At 44.6% G+C, this 18,629-nt stretch carries 16 protein-coding genes and 1 other RNA gene; 14 read left to right on the forward strand and 3 right to left on the reverse strand.

Annotated elements, in window-relative coordinates:
- The first annotated feature begins 50 nt into the window (after positions 1-50).
- The 5 genes from trxB (at position 51) to pepC (ending at position 5,375) form a co-directional block, all read left to right on the forward strand.
- Complete coding sequence (trxB, locus tag MFP28_RS02565) at positions 51-965, forward strand: thioredoxin-disulfide reductase (protein WP_002908150.1); 915 nt, start codon at positions 51-53, stop codon at positions 963-965.
- A gap of 107 nt (positions 966-1,072) precedes the next feature.
- Entirely contained in the window at positions 1,073-2,533 is a 1,461-nt protein-coding gene (locus tag MFP28_RS02570; RefSeq protein WP_002908151.1) for a nicotinate phosphoribosyltransferase, read from the forward strand.
- Entirely contained in the window at positions 2,530-3,354 is an 825-nt protein-coding gene (gene nadE, locus MFP28_RS02575) for an ammonia-dependent NAD(+) synthetase (RefSeq protein WP_002908152.1), read from the forward strand. The genes MFP28_RS02570 and nadE overlap by 4 nt, the downstream gene beginning before the upstream one ends.
- Positions 3,355-3,401: 47 nt before the next feature.
- Positions 3,402-3,962: a GNAT family N-acetyltransferase gene (locus MFP28_RS02580; protein WP_002908153.1), complete on the forward strand. Its 561-nt coding sequence runs from the start codon at positions 3,402-3,404 to the stop codon at positions 3,960-3,962.
- A gap of 78 nt (positions 3,963-4,040) precedes the next feature.
- Positions 4,041-5,375, forward strand: coding sequence for an aminopeptidase C (gene pepC / locus MFP28_RS02585; RefSeq protein ID WP_032916213.1), 1,335 nt, complete (start codon positions 4,041-4,043; stop codon positions 5,373-5,375).
- A 76-nt stretch (positions 5,376-5,451) separates the two neighbouring features.
- Here pepC and pbp1a read toward each other — a convergent pair whose 3' ends face one another.
- Positions 5,452-7,590 carry a penicillin-binding protein PBP1A gene (gene pbp1a / locus MFP28_RS02590; RefSeq protein ID WP_002908155.1) on the reverse strand — a complete coding sequence of 713 codons (2,139 nt, stop codon included), beginning with the start codon at positions 7,588-7,590 and terminating at the stop codon, positions 5,452-5,454.
- Entirely contained in the window at positions 7,583-8,185 is a 603-nt protein-coding gene (gene recU, locus MFP28_RS02595) for a Holliday junction resolvase RecU (RefSeq protein ID WP_002908157.1), read from the reverse strand. Before recU ends, pbp1a begins: the two co-directional genes overlap by 8 nt.
- Positions 8,186-8,252: 67 nt before the next feature.
- Between recU and MFP28_RS02600 the strand changes: the two genes are divergently transcribed.
- The 5 genes from MFP28_RS02600 (at position 8,253) to MFP28_RS02620 (ending at position 12,512) form a co-directional block, all read left to right on the forward strand.
- On the forward strand, positions 8,253-8,780 hold the full coding sequence (locus MFP28_RS02600) for a DUF1273 domain-containing protein (protein ID WP_002908159.1): 528 nt from the start codon (positions 8,253-8,255) through the stop codon (positions 8,778-8,780).
- A 71-nt stretch (positions 8,781-8,851) separates the two neighbouring features.
- Positions 8,852-9,214: a cell division regulator GpsB gene (gene gpsB / locus MFP28_RS02605; protein ID WP_050540614.1), complete on the forward strand. Its 363-nt coding sequence runs from the start codon at positions 8,852-8,854 to the stop codon at positions 9,212-9,214.
- Positions 9,215-9,236: 22 nt separating this feature from the next.
- An RNA gene (gene rnpB, locus MFP28_RS02610) (RNase P RNA component class B) lies at positions 9,237-9,604 on the forward strand.
- Between the two features lie 283 nt (positions 9,605-9,887).
- A complete protein-coding gene (locus tag MFP28_RS02615) occupies positions 9,888-11,042 on the forward strand; it encodes a THUMP domain-containing class I SAM-dependent RNA methyltransferase (protein WP_002908164.1) in 1,155 nt (384 codons plus the stop codon).
- 12 nt (positions 11,043-11,054) lie between these two features.
- Positions 11,055-12,512: a cell division site-positioning protein MapZ family protein gene (locus tag MFP28_RS02620; protein ID WP_002901279.1), complete on the forward strand. Its 1,458-nt coding sequence runs from the start codon at positions 11,055-11,057 to the stop codon at positions 12,510-12,512.
- 65 nt (positions 12,513-12,577) lie between these two features.
- On the opposite strand, the gene MFP28_RS02625 is transcribed toward MFP28_RS02620, so the two are convergent.
- On the reverse strand, positions 12,578-13,060 hold the full coding sequence (locus tag MFP28_RS02625; protein ID WP_002908167.1) for an S-ribosylhomocysteine lyase: 483 nt from the start codon (positions 13,058-13,060) through the stop codon (positions 12,578-12,580).
- Positions 13,061-13,346: 286 nt separating this feature from the next.
- Between MFP28_RS02625 and MFP28_RS02630 the strand changes: the two genes are divergently transcribed.
- The 4 genes from MFP28_RS02630 to MFP28_RS02645 all read left to right on the forward strand — a co-directional run bounded on the left by MFP28_RS02630 (position 13,347) and on the right by MFP28_RS02645 (position 18,567).
- Positions 13,347-14,960, forward strand: a complete 1,614-nt coding sequence (locus tag MFP28_RS02630) for a ribonuclease Y (protein WP_002893506.1) — start codon at positions 13,347-13,349, stop codon at positions 14,958-14,960.
- Positions 14,961-15,146: 186 nt separating this feature from the next.
- Positions 15,147-15,779 (forward strand): guanylate kinase, encoded by a 633-nt coding sequence (gmk, locus tag MFP28_RS02635; protein ID WP_002893505.1) that lies wholly within the window; start codon positions 15,147-15,149, stop codon positions 15,777-15,779.
- Positions 15,780-15,804: 25 nt separating this feature from the next.
- On the forward strand, positions 15,805-16,119 hold the full coding sequence (rpoZ, locus tag MFP28_RS02640) for a DNA-directed RNA polymerase subunit omega (RefSeq protein WP_002893503.1): 315 nt from the start codon (positions 15,805-15,807) through the stop codon (positions 16,117-16,119).
- Positions 16,120-16,179: 60 nt separating this feature from the next.
- The gene (locus tag MFP28_RS02645; protein WP_002908170.1) at positions 16,180-18,567 is read left to right on the forward strand and encodes a primosomal protein N'; all 2,388 of its coding nucleotides are present in this window, start codon (positions 16,180-16,182) and stop codon (positions 18,565-18,567) included.
- Positions 18,568-18,629 lie beyond the last annotated feature (62 nt).

Genomic DNA, 18,629 nt, shown 5'->3' on the forward strand with positions numbered 1-18,629 from the left:
TAGAAAAGTTGTTAGAATAATTCTAGTTACAACAAGGAGAAAGAAGAGTTATGTACGATACAATTATTATTGGAGCTGGACCTGCCGGCATGACAGCTGCCCTCTATGCAGCCCGCAGCAACCTAAAAGTTGCCCTGCTGGAGCGTGGTATTCCTGGTGGTCAGATGAATAATACTGCTGACATTGAAAACTATCCAGGCTATGCCAATATCAGCGGTCCTGAGCTAGCAGAGAAAATGTTTGAACCTCTGGAGAACCTGGGTGTTGAACATTTATTTGGCCTAGTAGAAAAAATTGAAGACCGAGGCGATTTTAAGGAAATCATCACAGAAGATGAGCGTTTTGAAACTAAAACAGTCATCATTGCTTCTGGTGCCAATCATCGTCATCTGGGGGTTCCTGGTGAGGAAGACTACAACAGCCGCGGGGTTTCCTACTGTGCGGTCTGTGATGGTGCCTTCTTCCGCGATGAAGACCTGCTGGTTGTCGGTGGAGGCGACTCAGCGGTAGAGGAAGCTATTTTCCTGACGCGCTTTGCAAAAAGTGTGACCATTGTTCACCGTCGCGATGAGCTGCGTGCACAAAAAGTGCTGCAGGATCGCGCCTTTGCCAACGAAAAGATTCGCTTTGTCTGGGATTCTGTAGTGGAAAGTATCCATGGTGATGAACGTAAGGTGACTGGTGTAACTTTCAAGAATGTCAAGACAGGTGAAACTAGCCAAGCAGATTTTGGTGGTATCTTTATCTATGTTGGCCTGGATCCAGTTAGTGAATTTGCTGCGGACTTGGGTATCACTGATGAGGCTGGCTGGATTCTGACGGATCATCAGATGAAGACGTCAGTAGCCGGTATTTACGCTGTTGGTGATGTTCGCCAGAAAGACCTGCGCCAGATTACGACGGCTGTTGGCGATGGTGCTATTGCCAGTCAGGAAGCCTACAAATACCTTACAGAGCAAGCATAAAAATATAAGCTAAGCAAGTGTGTCTATTCAAGTGAGTTGACAGGATTTGCTTAGCTTTTTTGGAATTATGATATAATATAAGGTATCTAGCATAAAGGAGCAAGAAGATGTACCCAGATGATAGTTTAACTCTGCACACTGATTTGTACCAAATCAACATGATGCAGGTTTATTTCAAGCAAAATATTCACAACAAGCGTGCAGTTTTTGAAGTTTTTTTCCGTAAAAATCCTTTTAATAACGGCTACGCAGTTTTTGCGGGCTTAGAAAGAATTATTTCCTATCTCAATAATCTGACGTTCAGCCAGAGCGATTTAGATTATTTGCAATCCTTGGGCTATCATGGAGAGTTTTTGGATTATTTGCGAAATCTCAAGATGAGCCTGACAGTAAGGTCTGTTCAGGAAGGTGATTTGGTTTTTGCCAATGAGCCAATCGTGCAGGTGGAAGGTCCTCTAGCTCAGTGTCAGCTGGTTGAGACTGCCCTGCTCAATATCGTTAATTTTCAGACCCTGATTGCTACCAAAGCAGCGCGTATCCGCTCTGTCATCGAAGATGAACCCCTGATGGAGTTCGGTACGCGCCGGGCTCAGGAAATGGATGCTGCTATTTGGGGGACCAGGGCTGCGGTGATTGGCGGAGCTAATGGCACCAGCAATGTCCGGGCTGGCAAGCTCTTTGATATTCCAGTCTTGGGAACGCATGCCCATGCTCTCGTTCAAGTCTATGGAAATGATTATGAAGCCTTTAAAGCTTACGCTGAGACTCATCATAACTGTGTTTTCCTAGTAGATACCTACGATACATTGCGCCTAGGTGTTCCGGCAGCCATTCGGGTGGCGCGTGAGCTAGGAGACAAGATTAAGTTTCTGGGAGTCCGCATTGATTCGGGAGACCTTGCCTATATTTCTAAGAAGGTTCGGCAGCAATTAGATGAAGCTGGCTTCCCTGATGCTAAGATTTATGCGTCCAATGATCTGGATGAAAATACCATTCTCAACTTGAAAATGCAAAAGGCCAAGATAGATGTCTGGGGTGTGGGAACCAAGCTCATTACGGCCTACGACCAGCCGGCTTTAGGAGCAGTTTATAAGATTGTTGCTATTGAAGATGAGACTGGAGAATTGCGCAATACCATCAAGCTGTCCAATAATGCTGAAAAGGTTTCGACCCCAGGCAAGAAGCAGGTTTGGCGTATTACCAGCCGCGAAAAAGAGAAGTCTGAGGGAGACTACATTACCTATGATGGCATTGATGTCAATAGCTTGGAAGAGCTGGAAATGTTCCATCCTACCTATACCTACATCAATAAAAGGGTCAAAAATTTTGATGCCGTACCGCTTTTGGTGGATATTTTCCAAGAAGGAAATTTGGTCTATTCTCAGCCGAGCCTGACCGAGATTCAAGCCTATGCCCGTAAGGAATTTGATAAACTTTGGGACGAGTACAAACGAGTTCTCAATCCACAGGATTATCCAGTTGACCTGGCTCGAGATATCTGGCAGGATAAGATGGATTTGATTGACCAGATGCGCAAGAAAGCCTACCAGACAGGAGCAGAAAAATGAGTCTACAAGAAGAAATCATCGCTCAACTGGGCGTTAAACCAATCATTGATCCGGAGGAAGAAATCCGCAAGTCGGTGGATTTTCTCAAGGCCTATCTGAAAAAGCACCCTTTTTTGAAAAGTTATGTTTTGGGAATTTCTGGTGGTCAGGACTCAACCTTGGCTGGCCGCTTGGCTCAGCTGGCTGTAGAGGAAATGCGGGCTGAGACAGGCGATAATGGCTATCGTTTTATCGCTGTCCGCCTGCCTTACGGTGTTCAGGCAGATGAAGATGATGCGCAAAAGGCTCTGGCTTTTATCCAGCCTGATGTCAGTCTGACAGTCAATATCAAGGAATCTGCTGATGCCATGACAAAGGCTGTGGAGGCAACGGGTGCCAAAGTCTCTGATTTTAACAAGGGCAATATCAAGGCTCGTAGCCGTATGATTGCCCAGTATGCTTTGGCTGGTTCATACAGTGGGGCTGTCATTGGGACGGATCATGCGGCAGAAAATGTCACGGCCTTTTTCACCAAGTTTGGGGATGGCGGAGCAGATATCTTACCACTTTACCGTCTCAATAAACGTCAAGGCAAGCAGCTTTTGGCCGCTTTAGGAGCTGATCCGGCCCTCTATGAAAAGGTGCCTACAGCTGACTTGGAAGAGGAAAAACCTGGGATTGCGGATGAAGTCGCTCTGGGCGTGACCTATAATGAAATTGATGATTATCTCGAAGGCAAGTCCGTTTCAACCCAAGCCAAAGAAACTATCGAATCATGGTGGCATAAAGGCCAGCACAAACGGCATTTGCCGATTACAGTTTTTGATGAATTTTGGAAGTGAAAATCTCTATCGAACCTTTTTAGTCCGAGCCAAGAAATGAGGAAGCTATGAAAAAGATAGGTACACAGTCCATTGAAACCAAATGTCTTTTACTAAGACCTTTTCTGGAATCGGATGCTCAAGCTATGTACGACAACTGGGCTTCTCGTCCGGATAATTTACTGCATGTGACCTGGGATGCTCACGAGAGTCCTGAAGTCACCAAACAGTCCATTGCTCGCTGGGTTGAGAATTATCAAAACATGGATTTTTACAAGTGGGGTATCTGTCTGAAAGAAAATCCTGATTCTGTAATCGGGGACATCAGTGTGGTGGACATGGATGAGGCAGTTAATTCTTGCGAGGTCGGTTATATTTTAAGTAAAGACTATTGGGGGCAGGGGCTGATGACAGAAGCTTTGGAAGCTGTTTTGAACTACCTCTTGCAAGACGCAGGATTCAATCGTGTCACAGCAAGATTTGTAACAGCCAATCCAGCTTCGGGGCGTGTTATGGCTAAGGCTGGAATGAGCTACGAAGGTACTTTCCGTCAGGCTGTATTTCATAAAGGAGAAGTCAAAGATTTTTCCGTCTATGGCATCCTAAAATCTGATTTAGAAAAAGGCTAGGACTCTTTTGTCTAGCCTTTTTACTTGCACTCCTTTTTTAAAGTTCTATAATAGATGTATAATGACAAGGAGGATTCTATGCATTCGTTAGAACAAGATTTTACAGATAAGCTGTATGCTGCTTATGAGGCCAATCCCAAATTTGCAGCAATGGAAAATGCCATCAGCCATAATGGTCTTTTGGCTTCCTTAGAGAAGCGAAGCGCTGCCGTGGAAAACACACCAGTCTTTTCACTGGATCTCACTAAGGACAAGGTCAGTGACCAGAAAGCTTCAGGACGCTGTTGGATGTTTGCAGCTCTTAATACCTTCCGCCACAAGATGATTGCTGGTTTCCAATTGGAAGATTTTGAGCTATCTCAGGCCCATACCTTCTTTTGGGATAAGTATGAAAAATCCAACTGGTTCTTGGAGCAAGTGCTGGCGACGGCTGATCAAGAATTGACTAGCCGTAAGGTCAAGTTTCTCTTAGACACGCCTCAGCAGGATGGCGGTCAGTGGGATATGGTTGTTTCCCTCTTTGAGAAATATGGGGTCGTACCCAAGTCGGTCTATCCAGAGTCAATCTCTTCCAGTGACAGTCGCGAGCTCAATCAGATTCTCAATAAACTCCTGCGTCAAGATGCGCAGATTTTGCGAGAATTAAGAGCGGAAGGGGCAGAATCGGCTGAACTTCAAACTAAAAAAGAAGAACTCCTACAGGAAGTCTTTAACTTTCTAGCTATGAATTTAGGCTTGCCGCCTCGCCAGTTTGACTTTTCTTATCGCGATAAGGACAATCATTTCCATAGCGAGAGCGGATTGACACCTCTGACTTTCTATCAAAAATATGTCGATCTAAAGCTAGATGACTATGTCTCTATCATCAATGCGCCGACTGCAGACAAGCCTTATGGTAGGTCCTATACAGTTGAGATGCTGGGCAATGTCGTTGGCAGTAAGCCAGTCCGTTATTTGAATGTTGAAATGAATCGACTAAAAGAGCTGGCTATTGCGCAAATGCAGGCTGGTGAGACCGTTTGGTTTGGTTCGGATGTTGCTCAGTCTAGCAATCGTAAGGCTGGTGTTATGGTTGAGGGGATGCACGATTTCACTGCCAGCATGGATATTCGACTAACTCAGGACAAGGCTGGCCGCTTGGACTATAGCGAAAGCCTCATGACCCACGCCATGGTCTTGACAGGGGTAGACTTGGATGAAAATGGTAAGGATAAGAAATGGAAGGTCGAAAACTCTTGGGGTGAAAAGGTTGGTAACAAGGGCTATTTCGTAGCCTCTGACGCTTGGATGGACGAATATACCTATCAAATCGTCGTTCGTAAAGAATTTCTGACAGCCGCAGAATTAGCTGCTTATGAAGCAGAGCCACTTGTGCTAGCACCATGGGATCCGATGGGGGCTTTGGCAAAGTAAGCTTTGATGAGAGAATAAGAAAAGAGTAAGAATTTTTCATTCTTACTCTTTTAGTTTGTATTTAATCTTCGTCACTCTAGTCATCTCCACCGTTACCGGAAGAGGAGTCATTGTGGTTAGAAGAGTTATTGTTTGAATCACCAGAATGTTCACTAGAAGCTGATGTGTCAGAGCTAGCTTCTGTACTGTAACTGCTATAGCTAGAAGAGTTATAGTACTGCTGATTATTGTAGTAACGGTTATAGCCGGTACCACTGTTGAGATAGACATAAGAGCCACTGCGGTAGAGACCATCTGGCATTTCCCAATCCTCTGAAGCAGAGCCATCTTGAGCTAGGTAAAGCATCATTTCGCGGTAGACATCTGTTGCAACCTTAACCCCGTCATCAAGGATTGGTGTCAGGCGGTTAGAGTAGCCGGTCCAAACAGCCATTGAATACTTAGGCGTGTAACCAACGAAGAGCTCGTCTGGTGTGACAATGCTAGAGTAGTAGTAAGGCTTGGTCAGCTTGGCTAATTCATCGTCAGCATAGTTGGAGGTTCCAGTCTTACCAGCCTGATAAACCCCAGAAATAGCAGCGTTTGTACCTGTACCAGACTGCAAGACTGTTTTCATCATATCGGTCATCATGTAGGCTGTCGTTTCCTTCATAGCCTTGGAACCATTGTTGGAGAAAGTCTTCTCCGTTCCATCACTGAAGACGACGCGATTGACATACTGAGGTTTGTAGTAAGTACCGCCATTGGCAAAAGCAGCATAGGCAGCAGCCATTTTTTCACTGCTGGCTCCGTACTCGTTACCGGATTTGCTGGTATTACTTGAAAAGGCGTTAACATAGAACATTTCAGGATAGTTAATCCCAATACGATTTAGGAACTTGAGGGACTCATCCAAGCCAACAGCTTCCAGCGTTTTCACGGCAGGAACGTTACGGGATTCCTGAATAGCGTATTGAATCGTCATCCCGTAATAATATTTTTTATCCCAGTTGTAGACTGGTGTGCTGGAATTCGGGAAATTATATGGAGCATCCGTGATAGGAGCAGCTGTCGAAGTATAGACTTCATTTTCCAGAGCTGGCGCATAATCGGTGATTGGCTTCATTGTTGAACCGAAGTCACGGTTGGTTTCAACAGCTTGGTTGGTACCAAAGGATACGTTGGTAGATTGGTTACGAGAACCGAGCTGGGCAATGACTTTACCAGTTTGCACATCCATAACAGTGGAGGCAACCTGCATTTCGTCATCTGGATAAGCTACATAATCTCCTGTGTTGTAAATATCCCAGAGTTTCTTTTGGGCATCAGTGTTGACATTTGTATAGACTTCCATACCAGTTGTCAGGACATTGTAGCCAGTCTCTTCTTCTACTTGTTCAATTACTTCCTTAAGATAATTATCCATGTAAGCAGGATAGCTAGTGGAAGCTTTCAAGCTTTGAAGTCCATCGGTTACAGGAGTATTCTTAGCTTGCTCATACTGCTCATCTGTGATGTACTTGAGATCATGCATCTCACGAAGTACCAGATTACGACGGTTGGTCGCAGCCTCTGGGTGAGTGTAAGGGTCATATTGGTTAGGTGCCTGAGGCATTCCTGCCAACAGAGCTGTTTGGTGTAAGCTCAAGTCTTTTAGGTCCTTGCCATAGTAGCTTCGGGCTGCTGTCTGCATACCGTAGTTACTGTTAGACATGTAGACTTTATTGACATAATAGGTCAAGATTTGCTGCTTGGTCGCTTTACGCTCAAGCTGAGCGGCCAGCCAAGCTTCTTGGATTTTACGTGAAAGGGTCGCGTCCGAAGAAGAAGTTGAGAAATAGGACAACTTAATCAACTGCTGGGTCAGAGTTGATCCCCCTTGGCGACCTCCGCGGATATTGCTAACAAGGGCACCTGCAATCCGAATAAAGTCCACCCCGCGGTGATTGAAGAAGCGATGGTCTTCGATGGCGACAATGGCGTTGACCAAATCCGTAGGAATTTCACTTGTTTCAGCATTGACCCGCTTTTCAGCGCCTAGGTCCGCAATCAAATTGTTATTGCTGTCAAAAATCTTACTGGATGTGGTCGCAATCAGGTCTTTTTCAGAAAGCTTGGGAGCCTTGACCGCATAGTAGGTAAATACCAAACAGCCGATCACGAATCCAATCATAAGCAGGGTTATAAGTGCACTTGCAAGATATTTTAAAGCCTGCATAAGAGTTTGTTTATTCATTTATAATACCACCTAGTAGTTTTTGTTCGATAATTTCAAGATAAGGGATGCTGGGAAGCTGCTGCATTTCAATCGGATAACCATGCTCTTGAATATAGCTTAAGGGCATGGACTTCCCTCCCTTGTCGATCTTGTAAAACTCAATTAAATAAGAAGCGGGAAGTAGGTAAGTCTCCCTTAAGCTGGAAAAATGTAGTAAGACAAAGCAGATGCCCTTTTGCTCAAGGACAGCCTCCATGTGCTCAATCTGATGCGAATGAAAATTTTTCATGGGCATCGATTTTTTCTGTCGGGTTTCCTTGGCTTCAAAGTCAATATAATGGCCCTTGTAGACGCCAGAATAGTCTGTTGTGGAAGCTTGCCGAAAGTAAGCCTCTACAATCTTGGCTCGGCTACGGTGTGGATAATCAACCTTGACAATCTGAATGGGGGTGGGCTTTTTATGGATGACAGCGAGTCCTCTGCTAAGATAGTAGTTGTTGGATTCGTTGATCATCTTTTCAAAAGACATCCCACGGTTGGCAAAGTTAATCATGCCGGAAACCGGCCTATTGATACTGCTTTTTGCCTTTAGCTTATGCGGATAGTTGACCATAAAACTCCTTATTGGTACAATAGCATCACTCTATTATACCACAAAAAACTTTTTTAAGGGAGAATAAATGACCAGTCTACTAATTACAGGCTACAAAGCCTTTGAAATCGGTATTTCGACGGGAAAAGATATGAGAATAAACATCATAAAAGAAGCCGCTAAAAGGGACTTAATCCGTTTTTTGGAGGATGGAGTGGACTGGCTGGTTTTTATGGGCAATCTGGGCTTTGAGTCTTGGGTTTTGGAGCTTGTTGATGACCTAAAAAAGGACTATGAATTTCAGACGGCAACCATCTTTCTCTTTGAGAATCAAGGTGAAAATTGGAACGAAGCCAATCAAGCAAAATTAGCTGCTTTTAAGCAGACGGATTTCGTCAAGTATGCTTATCCGACCTATCAAAATCCCAGCCAGTTTCGTGATTACAATCAATTCATTATTCAAAATACGGACGGAGCCTACCTGTTTTACGATGAAGAACAGGAGACAAAACTGAAATATCTTTACCAAGAAATGAAAAAACAAGAACAATATTTTATCAAAAAATTAACATTTGATGACCTGAATGAAGTGGCCGAAAATTTTTCGGGAAATTAGATGATAAATCTTGATTTTTATAGTGCATTTTGTTTATAATTGAATATGATAAACTAGATTGGAGAGAGAAGATGGCAAGTATTATTTTTACAGCAAAAGATATTTTTGATCAGGATTTTAAACGCGAAGTACGCGGCTATAGTAAGTCCGAAGTGGATGAGTTTTTGGATGATATTATCAAGGATTATGAGACTTATGCAGCCTTGGTAAAGGAGCTGCGTGAGGAGAATCGCCGTCTCAAGGAAGAGTTAGCTGCGAAGCCAGTTGAAAAAGCACCGGTTGAGCCGACTCAGCCTGTCCAATCAACACAAGCGACTCAGTCAACTGCAGAAAGCTTCCCTCAGATGACTTCTGCGACTAATTTTGATATCTTGAAGCGCTTGAACCGTCTTGAAAAGGAAGTATTCGGAAAACAAATTCTGGATCGTGAATAATGGTTCTTTTTAGAACAGTGCAATTTTTGGATAATCGCGTGGAAATTTTAGATTTTCATGAGGAAAGTCCATGCTAGCACTGGCTGTGATGCCGGTAGTGTTTGTGCTAGGCGAAGAAATAAGCCTAGGGACGGATTTTTCCGTTACGGCGACTGAAAAGGCTAAGTCTTTGGATATGTCTGATTAGGTCTGAAAGTGCCACAGTGACGTAGTTCTTTTGGAAACAGAAGAAGTGGAACGCGGTAAACCCCTCAAGCTAGCAACCCAAACTTTGGTCGGGGCATGGAGTGCGTGGAAGCGAACATAGCACTCTGACTGGAAACAGTAGACAGATGATTATCGAAGGAAATGGTACCTAGTCATTTCCGGAACAAAACATGGCTTACAGAAAATTGCATATAGGCTGAGGCTGGGACGGCAAGTCCTGTCCTCTTTAAATTTTATAATAGAATAGCAAGAGAGTGGCTGAGCGCTCTATTCTCTGCCAAGTTCAACTAGCTGCTGCTTCATTTGTCTGATGGACATTTCAAGGAATGAGCTGGCTGACAATGGCAGCGAAACCTTCTCAGCCCAAAATTTAAAAAGGGAGAGTGAGGAAAATCGATGTGACGAAATCACGATTTTTGTCTCACTCCCTTTGTTTGTATAGATTGGAATCCATTTAAAAGCCGAGATGAAAGAAAAATTTAATTTAATTGCGACCGCAGCGGCAGGGCTAGAAGCTGTCGTCGGCCGTGAAATCAGAGAGCTGGGACTTGATTGTCAGGTCGAAAATGGTCGGGTTCGCTTCGAGGGTGATGTCAGTACGATTATTCAAACCAATCTCTGGCTGCGTGCGGCCGATCGGATTAAGATTGTAGTTGGCAGTTTTTCAGCAAAGACTTTCGAAGAGCTCTTTCAGGGAGTTTTTGCTCTGGATTGGGAGAATTATCTACCGCTGGGAGCTAAATTTCCTATTGCCAAGGCTAAATGCGTCAAGTCAAAACTTCACAATGAGCCCAGTGTTCAGGCTATTTCTAAAAAGGCAGTTGTCAAGAAGCTGCAGAAGCATTATGCTCGTCCGGAAGGGGTTCCTTTGCAGGAAAATGGAGCTGAGTTTAGGATAGAGGTGTCTATTCTAAAAGATGTAGCGACAGTCTTGATTGATACGACAGGATCCAGCCTCTTCAAACGTGGTTATCGGGCCGATAAAGGTGGTGCACCGATCAAGGAGAATATGGCAGCAGCCATTTTACTCCTGTCCAATTGGTATCCTGATAAGCCTTTGATAGACCCGACTTGCGGCTCTGGTACTTTTTGTATCGAGGCAGCCATGATTGGGATGAAGATAGCGCCGGGACTCCATCGTTCCTTTGCCTTTGAAGACTGGAATTGGGTGGATAAAGACTTGGTAGCACAGGCTCGCTCGACTGCACTCAATCAGATTGATCAGACCATCCAGCTGGATATTTCTGGCTCGGATATCGATGGCCGTATGGTAGAACTAGCTCGAAAAAATGCTGAGCAAGCAGGAGTAGCAGAGCAGATTCACTTCAAGCAGATGCGTCTGCAGGATTTGCATACAGATAAGATTAATGGTGTGATTATCTCTAATCCGCCGTATGGGGAGCGCCTCCTAGATGATGAGGCTGTGACTCGTCTTTATCAGGAGATGGGAGAAACTTTTGCTCCGCTCAAAACCTGGAGCAAGTTTATCCTGACTAGCGATGAAGCTTTTGAAAGCAAATATGGCAGTCAGGCCGATAAAAAACGCAAACTTTATAATGGTACTTTAAAAGTGGATTTATATCAGTATTTTGGCCAGCGTGTCAAACGTCAGTTAGATTAGAAAGGATTTGCCGTGACGAAAGAAGAAAACTACTCACCGGAAGAAGAAAAGAAAGAGTCGGTCCTTGATTTTGAAGAGGCCAAGGAAATGACAGTCGGTCAAGCTACTCGTAAAAAAGAGGAGCTGGAAGCCGGTGTGAATGAAAGCGACAATGTGCTGGATAAGTACATCAAGCAGCACCGTCAGGAAATCGAAGCTGGAAAATTTGAAACTCAGAAAATCAGAAAGCTGCAGGAGCAGGAAGCTGCTCAAGCTGAGCAAGCCTCTTCTGATTTGACCGACTTCATCAAAGAAAGACGGCAAGAGGTTGAAAGTGAGCAGGAGATTCCAGCAGCTCAGTTGACAGCCACTGAGACAGCAAGTGAGCCAGAAGCAGCTCCAAATCCCTTAGGTTCTCGCAGTCAACGCTCAGAGCAGGAAGATGCGGTTCCTGCCGCTCCCGTTCAAAAGACATCTTACGGTCCTATTCCAGAACCGCTTGATGAAAAGGAATTACAGGTTCCTAAGACACCTTTCTACAAGAAAAAAGCTTTCCTTTATCCAGTTTTAGGACTTTTAGGGATTGCTGTAGCGGGCACGGGGCTTTACTTTGCTCTGGGGCATAATTGGGGGCACAAGACCGTAACAAGCTCCAGCTCTTCAACATCGCAGTCCAGCAAAAAGAACTCGTCTTCGTCTAGCTCTGATAATACTGCCAAGAATTTGAAGGCCTTTAATGATGAATATGCTGCATTTTTCACAGATAGCAATCAGACAGCTGTCAAAAACAGTAAATTCGGCGACTTGGAAAAATTAAAAACCTTACTTGAAAAGCTAAAAGGCAGCAAAGATTATGATGCAGCCAAGAGCAAGTACGATTCCTTGGTCAAGCAGATTTCGGCTATCCAAAGTGTCAATTCGCAGTTTGATGGCGGAGCAATCACTGACGGTGTCTTGAACAAGGAAGCCAAGGCCAATACAAATGCGACCTTCTCAGATGTATCAAGTGGCAATGCTAAGTTAGATGAAGTTCTAAAGGCAGCAATTGCCCAAGGACGTAGTCAACAAGTACCAACACCAGCGCCTGCTACTGATCAGGGAGGCACCGGTACGGGTACAAGCGGCGGTTCAAGCTCGTCTGCTTCTGGTTCAGGCGCTTCCAGCTCATACTCTGGCTATGGTCTTCCAAGCAATGGAGTAAATCTGCAGAGAGATCTCAGTCGAGTCCCTTATAACCAAGCGGCTATTGATGACGTCAACAATCCAGCTTGGACATTCAACCCTGGCGTTCTGGAGAAAATTTTGCAAACTTCTCGTGAGCGTGGTTATATTTCTGGTGATAACTATATCCTGGAACGCGTCAATATTATTAAAGGAAACGGCTACTATAACCTCTTCAAGCCAGACGGCACCTACCTCTTCAGTATCAACTGTAAGACTGGCTACTTCGTCGGAAATGGTCCGGGTCATGCTGACTCACTTGATTTCTAGTTTGTTGATGAATTTCATTATATATGCACAAAAAAAGTTCTCGATTTCGAGAACTTTTTATTGTTTTAAATCACATGGCGTTCAAAGGCATCATCTGAGATTCCTTGGCTGAGAATAAGTTTAGCCCATTCTTTGGCTGAGAAGAGGCTGTGATCCTTGTAGTTTCCGCAGGATTCAATGGTTGTTCCAGGGACATCTTCCCAGCTAGTTGTTTCAGCAATTTCTTCCAGACAGGATTTGATAACCTGAGCAATCTGGTTAGAACTGTGTTGGCCCCACATAATCATGTGAAAACCGGTGCGGCAGCCAAAAGGCGAGCAGTCAATCATACCATCAATGCGCTTGCGAATCAGCATGGCTAGCAAATGCTCGATGGTATGCAGGCCGGCAGTTGGAATGGAATCTTCGTTAGGCTGAACCAAGCGGATATCAAAATTGGAAATGATGTCGCCTCTAGGGCCAGTTTCTTCTCCGATAAGGCGGACATAAGGCGCTTTGACAATGGTGTGATCCAGCTCAAAGCTTTCGACGATAACTTCTTTAGACATGGTTTCTCCTTTACAATATAGCAAGTGCGAGAAGGTTTTTCTATTGATATCAAGCCATAAGTTTGTCTTGTTAGCGAAGAAAAAACCTGTCTCATAGACACATTTTCTTCTCTGATTATAGCATAAAAATTTTTTATTTGGGAATAAAGTTTACGTCTTAGGAAAATGAAAAAATTGAACAAAAGCTTTCTTGTTTTTCAAAAAATAGGTTTGTGAATTTTTTAGATTTGTGATAGAATAGTATGGAATTTTGAATTCAACAATTAAATAGATTTGGAGTAAAAACATGGACCTATTTCCTATAATTATGTCTGTTTTTGCTGCCATCATTGGTTTAGTGATTGGATATGTAAGTGTCTCAGCTAAGATGAAATCATCTAAAGAAGCTGCAGAGCTTACTCTTTTAAATGCTGAACAAGAAGCAACCAATTTACGCGGACAGGCTGAACGCGAAGCTGATTTGATTGTCAAAGAAGCCAAGCGAGAAACAAGTTCGCTTAAAAAAGAAGCACTTTTGGAGGCAAAAGAAGAAGCCAGAAAATATCGTGAACAAGTTGATGCAGAATTTAAGTCTGAACGTCAAGAGTTAAAACAAATCGAAAGCCGCTTGACAGAGCGTGCTTCTACCCTTGACCGCAAAGACGATAATTTAAGCAACAAAGAAAAGGCTTTGGAGCAAAAAGAACAAAGTCTCTCAGATAAATCTAAACACATTGATGCGCGTGAAGAACAAGTAGCGGAACTTGAAAAGCAGAAGGCAGCAGAGCTGGAGCGAGTTGCTTCGCTATCGCAGACAGAAGCGCGTGATATTATTTTGACGCAGACCGAAGACAAGCTTTCTAAAGAGATTGCGACTAGGATTCGGGATGCGGAGCAAGATATCAAAGAGCGGTCTGACAAGGTTGCGAAGAATATCTTGGTCCAAGCCATGCAGCGTATTGCCGGTGATTATGTCGCTGAGCAAACCAACTCAACGGTGCATCTGCCAGATGACAGTATGAAGGGTCGGATTATTGGCCGTGAAGGTCGTAATATCCGGACTTTTGAAAGTCTGACTGGTATTGATGTCATCATTGACGATACGCCTGAAGTAGTCACTCTCTCAGGTTTTGATCCGATTCGTCGCGAAATTGCTCGTATGACCATGGAAGCACTCTTGAAAGACGGCCGTATTCATCCAGCTCGCATCGAGGAGTTGGTTGAGAAGAACCGTCTGGAAATTGACAATCGTATCCGTGAGTACGGGGAAGCCGCAGCTTATGAAATCGGAGCTCCTAACCTGCATCCTGATTTGATGAAAATCATGGGGCGCTTGCAGTTCCGAACTTCTTATGGTCAGAACGTCCTTCGACACTCTATTGAGGTGGCCAAGCTTTCCGGTATCATCGCTGCTGAGCTGGGTGAAAATGCTAATTTAGCTCGCCGTGCTGGATTCCTCCATGATATTGGCAAGTCTATCGACCGTGAGGTTGAAGGCAGCCACGTGGAAATCGGGACAGAACTGGCTCGTAAGTACAAGGAGCATCCAGTTGTTGTTAATACCATTGCCAGCCACCACGGAGATGTGGAAGCAGAAAGTGTCATTGCTGTTATCGTAGCTGCAGCAGACGCACTCAGTGCTGCTCGGCCAGGTGCCCGCAGTGAATCTCTGGAAAGTTATATCAAGCGTCTCCAAGATTTGGAAGAAATCGCCAATAGCTTCAAGGGAGTCAAGAATAGCTTTGCTTTACAAGCCGGCCGGGAAATCCGGATTATGGTTCAGCCGGACAAGATTAAGGATGACAAGATTACGATTTTGGCTCACGATGTTCGTGAAAAGATCGAAAACAACTTGGAATATCCGGGCAATATCAAGGTAACGGTTATCCGTGAGATGCGGGCCGTTGACTACGCAAAATAAAGAAAAAATGCAGTCTGTTAACAGATTGCTTTTTTCTTGAATTATTTGCTGGTCTATTTTGTTTTCCGTATGATTGCTTGATTATTTTTCTATTTTCTCAAAACTCTAGACACATACATTTCTTCCTATCCTCTTGAAATATCTGCCTAATTTTGTTACACTAGATAGAAAGACTGTGAAGGAGACATGATGACGGAACGAGGCTTACTAATCGTCTTTTCTGGTCCCTCTGGTGTAGGAAAAGGGACTGTTAGACGAGAAATTTTTGAAAGCACTGATAACCAATTTCAGTACTCGGTATCCATGACGACTCGTCCTCAGCGTCCAGGCGAAGTGGATGGAGTTGACTATTTCTTCCGCACTCGTGAGGAGTTTGAAGAGCTGATTCGTCAGGGCCAGATGCTGGAGTACGCAGAGTATGTAGGAAACTACTACGGTACGCCTCTGACTTATGTCAATGAAACGCTGGATAAAGGAATTGATGTCTTCCTAGAGATTGAAGTTCAGGGAGCTTTGCAAGTCAAGAAAAAAGTTCCAGATGCTGTTTTTATTTTTTTGACTCCTCCAGACTTAGAAGAACTTAAAGACCGCTTGGTTGGTCGTGGAACAGACAGTGCTGAGATTATCGCCCAGCGCATTGAAAAGGCCAAAGAAGAAATTGCCCTTATGCGCGAGTATGATTATGCCATTGTCAATGATCAGGTGCCGCTGGCTGCCGACCGTGTCAAGCGCGTGATTGAAGCAGAGCATTTCCGAGTAGACCGTGTTATCGGCCGTTATCAGGACATGCTTCCCAAAAATGAAACGATTATTCGATAGAAAGTTAGAAATTAGGTAGAAAATTATGATGTTAAAACCGTCTATTGACACTTTGCTAGACAAGGTTCCGTCAAAATATTCCTTGGTTATTTTAGAAGCTAAGCGTGCGCATGAGCTTGAAGCTGGAGCTCCCGCTACGCAGGAATTCAAGTCTGTCAAATCCACTCTTCGTGCTTTGGAAGAAATTGAATCCGGTAATGTTGTTATTCATCCAGATCCAGAAGGCAAGCGCGAGGCGGTTCGCCGTCGGGCAGAAGAAGAGCGCCTGCGTAAAGAAGAAGAAGAACGCAAGATTAAAGAGCAAATCGCTAAAGAAAAAGAAGAAGGTGAGAAGATTTAAGGTTGGGGATGCTCAATCTTATTTTTTCTGTAATGATGTTTAGGAAAGTGGGGTGAGAATATGAAGGTGGCAAAGATTATTGTGGATGTTCCTCTGATGCAGACGGACAAGCCCTATAGTTATGCTATTCCAGAAGAGTTTGCAGGAATGCTGACAGCTGGCATGCGAGTCCATGTCCCTTTTGGGCAGGGAAATCGCCTGATTCAGGGGATTGTGGTCGGCTTTGATGAGACGGGAGGCCAAGAAGAGCTGAAGGAAATTGCAGAAGTCCTTGATTTCAGTCCCGTGCTGAATCAGGAACAGCTCTGGCTGGCGGACGAGCTGCGCAAGTCAGTCTTTTCTTATAAGATTAGCCTTTTAAAGGCCATGTTGCCTAGTCTTCTCAACTCCAGCTATGATAAACTGCTCTATCCGACAGAGCTGCTGAATGATAAGGAACGCTCAGCTATCTTTGGTCAGGAGCCCAGTCTTCGCTTTTCTGATTTGGACAAGAAAAGTCAGGCCAAGCTGATGCGACTGACCCAGACTGGCCGCATTCGACTGGAGTATCAGGCGACGGACAAGAAGCATATTAAGACTGAGAAATGGTATCAGGTTAATCATAACGCTCTGCAAAATCATGATCTTCCCCGGCAAGCCAAGAAAAAACAAGCATTAAAAGAAGTCTTGCTGGAGCAGCAGGACAGCCAGCTCTTGGCTGATTTGCGAGAAAACTTTTCGCGCGATATTATTAATTACTTTATCAAAGAAAACCTAATTAGCATTGAGGATAGAGAAATCAGCCGTTCTGCTGCTTATTTCCAAAAGGAGCGGCAGCAGCAAAGTCTGACCCTAAATGATGAACAAGCTGCAGCGGTTGCGGCAATCACTCAGAAAATTGGTCAGAGTCATTCTCAGCCAGTCCTTTTAGAAGGGGTCACAGGCAGTGGGAAGACCGAAGTTTACCTGCAGGTCATCGCAGAGGCACTGGCTCAGGGAAAGACCGCTATCATGTTGGTTCCAGAGATCTCTCTGACTCCGCAGGTTACTGACCGCTTTATTTCTAGATTTGGCGACCAAGTTGCTATTTTGCATTCAGGCCTGTCTGACGGTGAGAAATATGATGAGTGGCGCAAGGTGGAGCGAGGAGCTGCCCAGGTTGTTGTTGGTGCGCGTTCAGCTATTTTTGCTCCGCTGACAAATATTGGAGCCATTATCATTGATGAAGAGCATGAATCTTCCTACAAGCAGGATTCCAATCCTCGTTATCATGCCAGAGAGGTGGCTCTCTTGCGAGCTCAGTACAATCAAGCTGTCTTAGTGCTGGGTTCGGCGACTCCGAGCTTGGAGAGTCGTGCTCGAGCAAGCCGTGGTGTCTATGATTTTCAGCTGCTCAGCAAGCGTGCAAATCCGCTAGCTCAGATTCCTCAAGTGGAAGTGGTGGATTTTCGGGATTATATCGGCCAGCATGAAGCCAGTAATTTCACCCCAGTCTTGCTAGAGGCTATTCAAGATTGTCTGGATAAGGGAGAACAGACGGTTCTCATGCTTAATAGGCGGGGTTATTCCAGCTTTGTCATGTGTCGGGAATGTGGGACCGTTGACAGCTGTCCCAACTGTGATATTTCTCTGACCCTGCATATGGACACTAAGACCATGAACTGCCACTACTGTGGTTTTACTAAGAATATTCCTCAGAGTTGTCCAAACTGTGCCAGCCGCAGCATTCGCTATTATGGCACTGGGACGCAGAAAGCTTATGATGAGTTAGTTCAGCTCTTTCCACAGGCTCGCATTTTGCGGATGGATGTAGATACGACCCGTAAGAAAGGCAGTCATGAAGCCATTTTAGAAAGCTTTGGTCAGGGGCAGGCAGATATTCTCTTAGGCACCCAGATGATTGCCAAGGGATTGGATTTTCCAAATGTGACGCTAGTTGGCGTTCTCAATGCGGATACTGCTCTTAATCTACCGGACTTTCGCTCTTCAGAGCGAACCTTCCAGCTGCTGACTCAAGTGGCTGGCCGGGCTGGTCGGGCTGAAAAGGCTGGTCAGGTCTTTATCCAGTCCTACAATCCTCATCATTATGCGATTGAGTTTGCCAAGCAGCAGGATTATGAAGGCTTTTATGCTTATGAAATGGGAATCCGCCGGCAGCTAGGCTATCCGCCATATTACTTTACGGTCGGTCTAACCCTGTCGCACAAGGACGAAGAGACAGCAGTTCGAAAAGCCTATGAGGTTATGGATATTCTGCGAAGCGTTCTGTCAGAAAAAGTGCAAATCCTGGGTCCAACGCCGAAGCCGATTGCCCGCACCCACAATCTCTATCATTATCAGATTCTACTCAAATATCGCTTTGAAGACAAGCTGCAGGCGACGCTAAATCAAGTCTTGGACTGGACGCAGAATCGGGACAATAAAGATTTACGCCTGACAATTGATAATGAACCACAAAATTTTATGTAAAGCTTTTTAGCCGAGATTAAGGTTGTTGCAGGCGACTTCTGATATAATAAGGGAAGGAACAA

The organism is Streptococcus sanguinis, assembly GCF_050234405.1.
In the GTDB taxonomy this organism is placed as follows: Bacteria; Bacillota; Bacilli; order Lactobacillales; family Streptococcaceae; genus Streptococcus; species Streptococcus sanguinis_W.

Coding starts and splice junctions, on each gene's coding strand:
- MFP28_RS02625 (WP_002908167.1), bottom strand. CDS start 13,060: ATGTCTAAAGAAGTTATCGTCGAAAGCTTTGAGCTGGATCACACCATT.
- pbp1a (WP_002908155.1), bottom strand. CDS start 7,590: ATGAATAAACAAACTCTTATGCAGGCTTTAAAATATCTTGCAAGTGCA.
- MFP28_RS02645 (WP_002908170.1), top strand. CDS start 16,180: ATGAAGGTGGCAAAGATTATTGTGGATGTTCCTCTGATGCAGACGGAC.
- gmk (WP_002893505.1), top strand. CDS start 15,147: ATGATGACGGAACGAGGCTTACTAATCGTCTTTTCTGGTCCCTCTGGT.
- MFP28_RS02630 (WP_002893506.1), top strand. CDS start 13,347: ATGGACCTATTTCCTATAATTATGTCTGTTTTTGCTGCCATCATTGGT.
- gpsB (WP_050540614.1), top strand. CDS start 8,852: ATGGCAAGTATTATTTTTACAGCAAAAGATATTTTTGATCAGGATTTT.
- rpoZ (WP_002893503.1), top strand. CDS start 15,805: ATGATGTTAAAACCGTCTATTGACACTTTGCTAGACAAGGTTCCGTCA.
- MFP28_RS02615 (WP_002908164.1), top strand. CDS start 9,888: ATGAAAGAAAAATTTAATTTAATTGCGACCGCAGCGGCAGGGCTAGAA.
- pepC (WP_032916213.1), top strand. CDS start 4,041: ATGCATTCGTTAGAACAAGATTTTACAGATAAGCTGTATGCTGCTTAT.
- recU (WP_002908157.1), bottom strand. CDS start 8,185: ATGGTCAACTATCCGCATAAGCTAAAGGCAAAAAGCAGTATCAATAGG.
- MFP28_RS02580 (WP_002908153.1), top strand. CDS start 3,402: ATGAAAAAGATAGGTACACAGTCCATTGAAACCAAATGTCTTTTACTA.
- trxB (WP_002908150.1), top strand. CDS start 51: ATGTACGATACAATTATTATTGGAGCTGGACCTGCCGGCATGACAGCT.
- MFP28_RS02570 (WP_002908151.1), top strand. CDS start 1,073: ATGTACCCAGATGATAGTTTAACTCTGCACACTGATTTGTACCAAATC.
- nadE (WP_002908152.1), top strand. CDS start 2,530: ATGAGTCTACAAGAAGAAATCATCGCTCAACTGGGCGTTAAACCAATC.
- MFP28_RS02600 (WP_002908159.1), top strand. CDS start 8,253: ATGACCAGTCTACTAATTACAGGCTACAAAGCCTTTGAAATCGGTATT.